The organism is Methyloceanibacter sp. (assembly GCF_050999895.1).
Lineage (GTDB): Bacteria > Pseudomonadota > Alphaproteobacteria > Rhizobiales > Methyloligellaceae > Methyloceanibacter.
The window spans coordinates 1-8,551 of sequence record NZ_JBPCOU010000104.1 but is presented as its reverse complement, the minus strand read 5'-3'; the positions used below and the strand labels follow the sequence as shown (position 1 = coordinate 8,551).

11 protein-coding genes and 1 pseudogene are annotated in these 8,551 nt (G+C 61.0%); 5 read left to right on the top strand and 7 right to left on the bottom strand.

The features are described 5' to 3' along the window. Positions 1-240 (bottom strand): annotated as a pseudogene (locus ACR2J1_RS11610) (chemotaxis protein CheW); the annotation flags it as partial. 27 nt (positions 241-267) lie between these two features. After that, on the bottom strand, positions 268-903 hold the full coding sequence (gene chpT / locus ACR2J1_RS11605; protein WP_434019482.1) for a histidine phosphotransferase ChpT: 636 nt from the start codon (positions 901-903) through the stop codon (positions 268-270). Between the two features lie 136 nt (positions 904-1,039). Between chpT and cysQ the strand changes: the two genes are divergently transcribed. From cysQ to ACR2J1_RS11590, 3 genes are all read left to right on the top strand, one after another. Then, a complete protein-coding gene (cysQ, locus tag ACR2J1_RS11600; RefSeq protein ID WP_434019481.1) occupies positions 1,040-1,900 on the top strand; it encodes a 3'(2'),5'-bisphosphate nucleotidase CysQ in 861 nt (286 codons plus the stop codon). 160 nt (positions 1,901-2,060) lie between these two features. Continuing rightward, complete coding sequence (locus ACR2J1_RS11595; RefSeq protein ID WP_434019480.1) at positions 2,061-2,891, top strand: DUF1134 domain-containing protein; 831 nt, start codon at positions 2,061-2,063, stop codon at positions 2,889-2,891. 114 nt (positions 2,892-3,005) lie between these two features. Beyond that, the gene (locus ACR2J1_RS11590; protein WP_434019479.1) at positions 3,006-4,088 is read left to right on the top strand and encodes a hypothetical protein; all 1,083 of its coding nucleotides are present in this window, start codon (positions 3,006-3,008) and stop codon (positions 4,086-4,088) included. 4 nt (positions 4,089-4,092) lie between these two features. On the opposite strand, the gene ACR2J1_RS11585 is transcribed toward ACR2J1_RS11590, so the two are convergent. The 5 genes from ACR2J1_RS11585 to ACR2J1_RS11565 all read right to left on the bottom strand — a co-directional run bounded on the left by ACR2J1_RS11585 (position 4,093) and on the right by ACR2J1_RS11565 (position 7,425). Next, complete coding sequence (locus tag ACR2J1_RS11585; protein ID WP_434019478.1) at positions 4,093-4,818, bottom strand: metallophosphoesterase family protein; 726 nt, start codon at positions 4,816-4,818, stop codon at positions 4,093-4,095. 121 nt (positions 4,819-4,939) lie between these two features. Next, positions 4,940-5,380 (bottom strand): hypothetical protein, encoded by a 441-nt coding sequence (locus ACR2J1_RS11580; RefSeq protein WP_434019477.1) that lies wholly within the window; start codon positions 5,378-5,380, stop codon positions 4,940-4,942. A 42-nt stretch (positions 5,381-5,422) separates the two neighbouring features. Further along, positions 5,423-5,818 (bottom strand): hypothetical protein, encoded by a 396-nt coding sequence (locus ACR2J1_RS11575; RefSeq protein ID WP_434019476.1) that lies wholly within the window; start codon positions 5,816-5,818, stop codon positions 5,423-5,425. 13 nt (positions 5,819-5,831) lie between these two features. Continuing rightward, complete coding sequence (locus ACR2J1_RS11570) at positions 5,832-6,206, bottom strand: hypothetical protein (protein ID WP_434019475.1); 375 nt, start codon at positions 6,204-6,206, stop codon at positions 5,832-5,834. A gap of 574 nt (positions 6,207-6,780) precedes the next feature. After that, the gene (locus tag ACR2J1_RS11565; RefSeq protein WP_434019474.1) at positions 6,781-7,425 is read right to left on the bottom strand and encodes a hypothetical protein; all 645 of its coding nucleotides are present in this window, start codon (positions 7,423-7,425) and stop codon (positions 6,781-6,783) included. A gap of 21 nt (positions 7,426-7,446) precedes the next feature. On the opposite strand from ACR2J1_RS11565, the gene ACR2J1_RS11560 reads away from it, so the two are divergent. Both ACR2J1_RS11560 and ACR2J1_RS11555 read left to right on the top strand, forming a co-directional pair. Then, positions 7,447-7,998, top strand: a complete 552-nt coding sequence (locus ACR2J1_RS11560) for an Lrp/AsnC family transcriptional regulator (protein WP_434019473.1) — start codon at positions 7,447-7,449, stop codon at positions 7,996-7,998. Between the two features lie 20 nt (positions 7,999-8,018). Next, a partial coding sequence (locus tag ACR2J1_RS11555; RefSeq protein ID WP_434019472.1) for an ABC transporter permease occupies positions 8,019-8,551 on the top strand: 533 nt, incomplete at its 3' end.

The following is an 8,551-nucleotide window of genomic DNA, read 5'->3' as shown; positions in this document are numbered from 1 at the left end:
GAGAATGGTCGTGCCGGAGAACATGTTGACGTGCCGCAGCAAATTGGAGAGCGGCTTCACCACGATTTCCTCAGTGCGGAACACGCTGTCCACAAGCACGCCGAACCGATGCGCCCCGACCTGCATGACCACGACCGTCAGGATCGTACTTTTGATGCGTTCCAGGGCCGAGTCTGCGCGCTTGAGATGTAAGAGCTGCGACAGATCAAGGAGAGGCAGCAACCGGTCGTTTACGTTTCGTTGACCAGCAGAGGTCGGACGGGACTTTTAGCCCGCCCTCATCTCCACCTCTCCATCGCGGAGATCGACCGAAACCGGCATGCCAGCCGCACTTGCCACGCAGCCCGCGTAATAGGGTTGGATTGAGTGGGGATTGATATCCCCGCCGTCCCCACCGGTCAGAAGTCCCGTAACGTGCTCGTTGAGCTTGGCTCCCTGGCCTTTTGCCACGATCGTAAAGGCCACATCTGGCGGATTTCCGCTGATTTCCACGTCAATATTACCTCCGCGCGGCAGCGCGATCACCCCCAGTGCGACCATATTGAGCAGAAGCTTCACTTTGTTCTTCGGCAAGGTCACCGCCGGCCCCTGCCAGGTCAGCGTATGCTTGATGACTTGAACGAAGTCCCGCGCCACTTTTTCCGCGTCCCTTAAGTCGATTTCCGCACCGGCCGATCCCGCGGCCCCGAAGGCCAGTCGCGCGAATTGCAGCCTGACCGTCGCCTGGCGGGCGCTTTTGCGGATCAAATCCATGGCGGCCTCGCGCATGGCCGCGTCCTGCTCCTCGTCCAGCATCTCCAAGCCATTGGTGATGGCGCTGACGGGATTGATCACGTCATGGCAGATACGGCTCGAGACAAGGGCCGCAAGATCGAGAGCACCGATTGCCGTCGGCTCGGTCATGACCTCCTCCTTCGCTTCCGCCGCAAAGCGGAGATGACGTGGCCCATTTCAAAATGTCTGTTACAGGAGGTCGCGCGCGAAATCCGGATTTTCCCGAGGCGCGCAACACGAATCAACTCTGAAGGAGCATTGTGCCTTGTCAGGCCCGAAGGAAACAACCTCCGCGATAGGAAACTCAGTCGATTTCGACTTTGCACGCGCCGCGACCCTGCTGACAGACGCCGCTGCCCGCGCCGGTGAGGCCATGATGCAGCATTACGGGCGCGGACCCGAGGTCGAGTTTAAGGCCGACAACAGCCCTGTGACGCGCGCCGACCGGGACGCCGAGGCCATCGTACTTCCTGTTCTTGCGGAGCTTGCGCCCAACATTCCTGTCGTGTCCGAGGAATCAAACCCCGACTGTGACGCACCGCTGCCCGCCTGCTTCTTCCTTGTCGATCCTCTCGATGGCACCAAGGAATTTATCAAGCAGCGCAGTGATTTCACCGTCAACGTCGCCTTGATCGCGGACGGGCGTGCTGTATTCGGCCTCGTCTATGCGCCCGCCCGCGCACTCCTCGCTGTCACCGTTGCGGAAGGCAGCGCAATCGAGGCCGAGCTTGCGCCGAGCGCGACCGGCGCCGTTTTGTCGGAGCTTGCCCAGAAGAAGCTGCAGGTTCGCAGTCCGAATCCGCTTAGCCTCACCGCCCTTGTCAGCCGCTCGCATCTCGATCCCGACACCGAGGCTTTCCTCGCGACGCTCAACATCGCGGAGCGCGCGAGCGCCGGCTCTTCCGTGAAGTTCCTGGAGATCGCGCGGGGTGCCGCCGACGTTTATCCGCGACTGGCGCCGACGATGGAGTGGGATACTGCAGCAGGACAAGCCGTCCTGGAAGCTGCTGGCGGTGAAGTGCTTGATACTAAAGGAGAACCTCTAAGCTACGGCAAGACCAATATGGCTCTGCGCAATCCAAGCTTTATCGCCTGGGGCGGCCGGGAGGCTTCGACCGGGCCGTAGAGAAGGCGACCGGCGACGTCGCCCACCTGACCGCGTAGCCCCTCCGCGCCGACATTAACCCCCCGCTACCGAGCCACAGTTTGGTAACAGTTTGAGCAAATCATGAACGGTCTCAACCGAGTCGGGTTGGCACGCCCGGATGCGGCCTTGAGGGGGCACTATGCATTTGAGAATTCCGAGCCTTGCCGCGCTTGCCGCGATCTTGGCTCTTTGCGCTTCGGCGGCCGCCTCGGCCGACAGTCTCACGGCGCAGCCAAGCATGATGCGGCTTGCACAGGCTGAGGGCCCGATGGTGATCTCGCCGCAGCCGGACCCATACCGGCCGCATGCGGTGCAGCCCCAAGGTGCACCTCCCCAAGGCGCACCCCTTCAAGGCGCGCCCCCTGGGCCACCTCCCGGTGAAGACCAATATGGCGCGCCACCCTCAGATCCCAGCGGCCCAGGCGAGCCTTATACCCCGGGCCCGAACGCGCAGGAGCCCTATGTCCCGCCCGAGGCCAAGGATCAGGGCACCTACTCCATGGATGAGATCAAGGAGAAGGGGCATCGTTTCTTCGGAAGTGTCTCGATGGGCTTTGCCCGCATCGTTGAATACGCCTTCCAGCGCGCCGGCCGGCCGAACGGCTACATCCTGGGTGAGGAAGCGGGCGGCGCCTTTATCGCCGGACTGCGCTATGGCGAGGGCACGCTCTACACCAAGGATGCCGGCGACCATCGCATCTATTGGCAGGGACCTTCTATTGGCTACGATTTTGGCGCCGAAGGCTCCAAGACCATGGTGCTCGTCTACAATCTTCGCAGCCCCGGCGAGCTTTTCGCCACCTATGCCGGTTTGGACGGATCGGCCTATTTCATCGGGGGGGTTGGCATTACCTTCCTCACCCGCGACGACGTTGTACTCGCGCCCATCCGCTCGGGCGTCGGCCTCAGACTTGGCGCAAATGTGGGCTACTTGAAATATACTCGGCAGCCGACCTGGAATCCGTTCTAGTTTGGCGCTAAGGAACCGGAGAAGGCGCCGCGCGGCACAGGGACGTGCGCCTAGCCCGCCCGTGAGCGTCGGACGTGTGGCGCGTAGGGCGCTTGATCGGGGAGCGCTGTTTCGATGATCGACATGGCGATTTATGGGGCGCTCGGCTTTCTCCTGGGATGCCTGCTTGCGCTCATGCTCACCCCTCCCCTTTGGAACCGCGCCGTCCGCCTCACCACGCGCAAGCTTGAGGCGACGATGCCGATGTCGCTTGCCGAGATTCAAGCCGACAAGGACCAGCTGCGCGCGGAGTTTGCCGTCGAGCTTCGCCGTGTCGAAGGCGCCCTGGAAAAGGCGAAGGACAAAGCGGCGCGGGAGCTGATTACCGCCAATAAGCGCCGCGTCGAGATCTCGGTTCTGAAGAATGAACACGCGGCGGCAACGGCGCAGCTGCAAGAGAAAGAGAACGCAACGCGCGTGCTCGAGCAGACCATCAAGCGGCGCTTGCCCGATCTCGACAGTCGCCTCAAGACCGCGAAGGAAGTCATCAACGAGCTTGAGACCGCCAATACCGAGTTGCGCAACACCGTGAATGCGCAGGCCGATGTACTGAAAGTTGCGCGCGCCACGGTCAACGGGCAGCGCGAGGAAATCGATCGCCTGCGCGGATCGCTTGAGGGCGGCACCCTGCCGATGCGCGGTGCGCTCAAATCCGACGCCCGCCTGCTCAAGGAGAGCGGACGCCTCAATGTCGAGCTTTCCAGGCTGAAGGAAGAGTTGGAACAGACCAAGGCCGGCGCCGAGGAGAACGAGGTGCTGCGCCACGAGATCAACAAGCTTGCAGGGCAAATACTGGCGGTTGCCCGCGGCGAGCAGCAGCAGGCACAAGAAGACTTTGTCGTCGAAACGACCGAGACTCTCGTCCCCTATGGCGAAGAACCTGCTGAGCGTGAATCCGTGCACCCCATCCTCAACGGCAATGGATCGACCCAGGCGGTGGACCACGAGCCGAATTTCAATGTGGAGGAAATCGCCGCAGCCGCCACCGGCGATTACGAGGCCGCGGCACAGAACGATGAGAATGAGGAAGCCGACCAGCCCCGCACGTCACTCATTCGGCGCTTCGCATCGCGCAGAGCCAAGCGTTCCGGTCGCCAAGGCGGCGGAAGCAGTCTAAGCGAGCGCCTCAAGGATGTCGCGGAAGCGCAAGAGGGCTGATACCTTAGGTCTGCAGGAATTCTTGCGAACTCTCCTTTAGTTTCAAGGCTGTCAGCCGCCCGGTGAAGACCGCGCCGGTATCGATGCCGATGCGATTTGGGCGCCTATCCGGCTCAGACACAGGCGTGTGTCCGTGCACCACGACGTTGCCAAACGGCTTCTTCCACTCAAGAAACGGCTCGCGGATCCAGATAAGGTCATCTTCTTCTTGCGCTTCGAGCGGCGTCCCCGGCCACACGCCGGCATGGACGAAATGATAATCGCCATGCGTGACGCTGAGTTGCAGGCCCTCATAGAAACGCCGATGCGCCTCGGGGAGAGCGACAATAAACGCCTCTCGCCACAATTCTGGTCCCGCGCCGATGCGGTGCAGTTTCTCCACGTTCACGCCATAGGACGACATCGTCGTCTCGGCACTGTTGATGCGCCAATGCTCGAAGCGCGAGGCATCGGTCAAAAAATCGAGCAGCAGCGCTTCATGATTGCCTTTGAGGAAATCCGCCACGAAGCCCCGCGGCAGTTGCGTCAGCAGAATCTCCACGACGCCGGCGCTGTCGGCGCCGCGATCGACATAGTCGCCGACAAAGACAAGCCGTTTCGAAGCGGCAGTTTCACGCGCGGCATCGGCCTCGATTTGCGCCAAAAGCCGCGCGAGCAGATCCGCCCTGCCATGGATATCACCCACCGCGTAGACGAGTTCTCCATCCGGCAGCGCAGGATAGTCCGCCATGTCGATCTCTTTACGTCGAGAGTAACTCTATGCCGGGAGCCAGGCGCGATCACGGATTCGGATCGGCGCAAAGGAATGCCCGCGGCATACGATGCGACGCTCCTGCAATCCTCGCGGGAGTTTACGTCGCCCCCGCCTTCCCCACCAGGTCATGATAGACGCGCGTGGGGAAACCGAACACGGTAGCGACGCAGTCCATCTTGAGGCCGATGAACAGAACCATCTGTCCGTCACGTAGCTTTTCGTCTTCGGTAATGATGTAGAGCTCCTCGACATTGAGCGGCGGCAGGCCCTTGCGCGCTGCGGCACGTTGCTCGAAGGCTTTGAGATCCGCGCCGGTCAGATAATCGAACTTGGCACGGACCTGACCGATGGCGGTAAGGATCTCGCTTTTCGGCTTACAAGCAACAGGCACCTGCGCGGGACCCTCACCGTTGTAAAAGGTGGTGCCATGCTCCTGGACGAGAGGACCGAGCTTCTCCGAATAGGCCTTGAAACCAGCAAAGCCGATCAGCGCGAGCGTCAGCACGACGCCGGTGGCGATCCTCGACCAAAACGGCATCGTCAGGTCCTCCACTGCGAAAGGTCGCTCGGCTTTTCGGACCTAAATCTCGGCATCCACATCACACCGCACCGTATCCTTATGTCCGCACTCCGGAAGCTTCCAGGCAATGACGTCTTCGGTACCGTCTGGATTTTTGCGCATGACCGGCACCGGGCAGGCCGCACGCCAAAAACGCCACGGAGAATTCTTGTGCGAGGCGTCGAAAGCGGGACCAAGCTGCATAGCCGTTCGCCAGCAGGTCATGGGCGTGAACGGTCGCGGCGCTGCGCCTTGATCGACCGCAGGATCATGCAACGGAACCTCGTGCCGCCGGCACACCATCATGGAATGCTCCGTGGCCCAGACCCGGTCTTCCCATCCAGTATAGGCCGCATTGGAGTCCGGCGCGCCCGCCATAATGGTCTTGCAGACAATAAGAACGACCGCTGTGGGCATAGCGACTGGCATGTCAGGCCCCCCGCTCTAATTGGGCGCCCTGGAACGGAGCGACCCAACTCGCAGTCCAACCGAGTGCCCCGTCCTCGACGAAGCGAAGCCCGGCAAGCATGAACAGGCTGCCGCTGTGATTCTCTGTCTTCTCGGTTTCGACCACGGCGCGGCCGATATACCGGCCGCAGACCTCACTCCGGTCGGCCTGGTTCACGAGGTTGACGGCTATGGGCTCGGTCTTGCCACTAGCCATGCTGGCCGCGAAAGCGACAGCCTGCGCTTCGGTCTTGCACAAAATCAGTTTCAGCTTGTGCGCTGGAATGGAAGATTGAGGCACCGCTTGAACCGGCAAGAGCAAGCTTGCCGCAAGCGTCAGGGTGAGTGTCATCGGCATCGAAGGCGTCCTCTAATAGAGTTGCTCGATCACCGCCCTTGAACTTCTTCTTCCCTAAGACCCTGGAATTACGCCCTCACGCAAAAATGTTGCAATGCAAAACAGAGGGGTGCGACAGCACGTACCCTGAGGACCTCAGCCAGCCACGTTGTACGGACGGGTTCGCCGAGTTTCCGTAAGGCTTTGCTTTATGTCGCATTTAGGTCTCATGCTTCGTGATGCGGGATTGGCCTAACGACTGACGGCCAAATGCGCTATTTCGCAACTGCAATGCAGCACTGCAAAAGAGTGATTCGCAAGGAACGTTTAGGGTACGCCTAACAATGGTTGGCGCATAGGGCACCTTGGCAACAGCTATGGGAATTTTGCCTTGCCGGGGTCACGGGCGCCCGCGCTGCCTAGTCTTAAGGCAGGAAAATGCGCCAACCGTGACATTCCGACCCCTGCCTGCGCCATCAATCAATCGGGGCATCAATCAATCGAGAATGCCGTGCTGCAGTGGCGCCCGGTAGTGCCCCTGGGGTCAAAGACTTGAACGCTCCGTGCCCCAAAGCGCGCGAACGCCCGGCCCCAACTAGGGCAAGTGGCGCTGGCGGAATCTTGCCGAGACCGGTGGCTTGGGAGTCTTGCCGACCGGGGGCTTGAGGCGCTTCGCACGGGCGAGGCCGTCCTTCGTGCGCGATTTGCGATTGTCTTTGCCGTCGCCCGCGAGGAGCCCTTCGAGAGCCCGGCGCAAAAGTCCGTCGGCGTCGGTGACTCCCTGGTCTGCCAGCAGCATCAACCGTTCCGAGAGCGCATGCTTCAGATCGTTATGCTTTTCCCAGCTATGGGCCGGCTGACGCTCCTTCAGCAATTGCCACCCCTCCCTAAACGCCTGCTGCAGCGTCGCACGGGTTTTCGCATCGTAGCGAAGCGGAGCGGAGCGATTTGACTGGGACGGATCCACGCCGCGGTCCTTTTCGAGCAGAAACAGAAAAACGTCGGCATTACGTCGTGGTTCCGAGCGATGCCCGGCGCAGTCTCGCCGTGGCTGCGACGCACGCGATGCCCGAGCCCTGAGGCGCGCCGGACTGGCCTCGATCCACCGCTTGCGCAATCTTTCCGCATAAAAAGAGGAAATCGTAGGCAATATGCCCAGAGAATACGCATTAGAGAGAAAAACAGTTGCTGGTCTGAAAATTTCGTAGACAATATGCCCCTCAACCTTCGATAAGCGCAATGTATACGGGAGCGTCGGTTGGTGGCTGTACCGAAAAGGCCTCTCACGGTTGTAAGGCGCGCCGCCGTCGCGGCGTCGGCACAGGGCGGTGCCTCACAGGCCCCGACACGGCAGCCTCCCTCAGTCCTGGACGCAATCGACCTCACCATCATTCGGATTCTTCAGAACGACGGGCGCGCCGCCTTCACCGCAATCGCCAAGCAACTTGGCATCTCCGAAGGCGCGGTGCGCAATCGCGTCGGGCAGCTCATCGAATCCAAGGTCCTGCGCATCATCGGCGTCGCCGATCCGATGGCGCTTGGCTACGACGCCTACGCCATGCTCGGATTGAAGCTCGCCTCCGGTCACGATCCGCAGAAGGCCGCTCATTATTTCCGCGATCGGGACGAGGTGACTTACGTCATCTTTGTCGCGGGCCGCTACGACCTGTTGATCGAGGTGATTTGCGAGACGCACGATCAGCTCGCCCTCTTCCTTCGCGAACATTGTTACAGCCGCAAAGACCTCGCATCCGTCGAGTCGATGGTCGGTCTCGCCATGTACAAGAATATGCTGAAATGGGGACAGCCTTAACCGTGTCGGGGGATCCGCCTGTGATCCCACGTCGAGATGCGCCCGTCCGCCGGGCGCGTTGGTTCGAGTATCACAAGCCGATTTCCCTTCACTTATCCATCATTCTCGGACTCGCGATCTGGGTGCTTTTTTTTGGGCTGTGGGAGCTGGCGGCAGCCAAGAATTGGGTCAACACGCTTTTCATGCCGCCGCCGCATCGCGTGCTTTCCACGCTCTACACGATGATCGCTGAGCGTGGATTCCTCGCCGACATCGGCATCAGCATCTACCGAATTCTCGCAAGCTTCGCGCTCGCCTGTGCCGTTGCTGTTCCACTCGGCGTTTTGATGGGCTCGTTCCGCACGATCGACGCGTTCGTCAACCCCTTCGTCAGCGCTTGGCGCTATCTCCCCGCTCCCGCCTTCATTCCTTTGTTGCTGATGTGGTTCGGCGTCGGCGAAGGGTCGAAGCTTGCGCTCCTGTTTATCGGCGTCATCTTCTTTCTCATCACACTCATCATGGACCACACCCGCGCCGTGCGCGCCGAGCTGATTGAAACGGCCATGACGCTCGG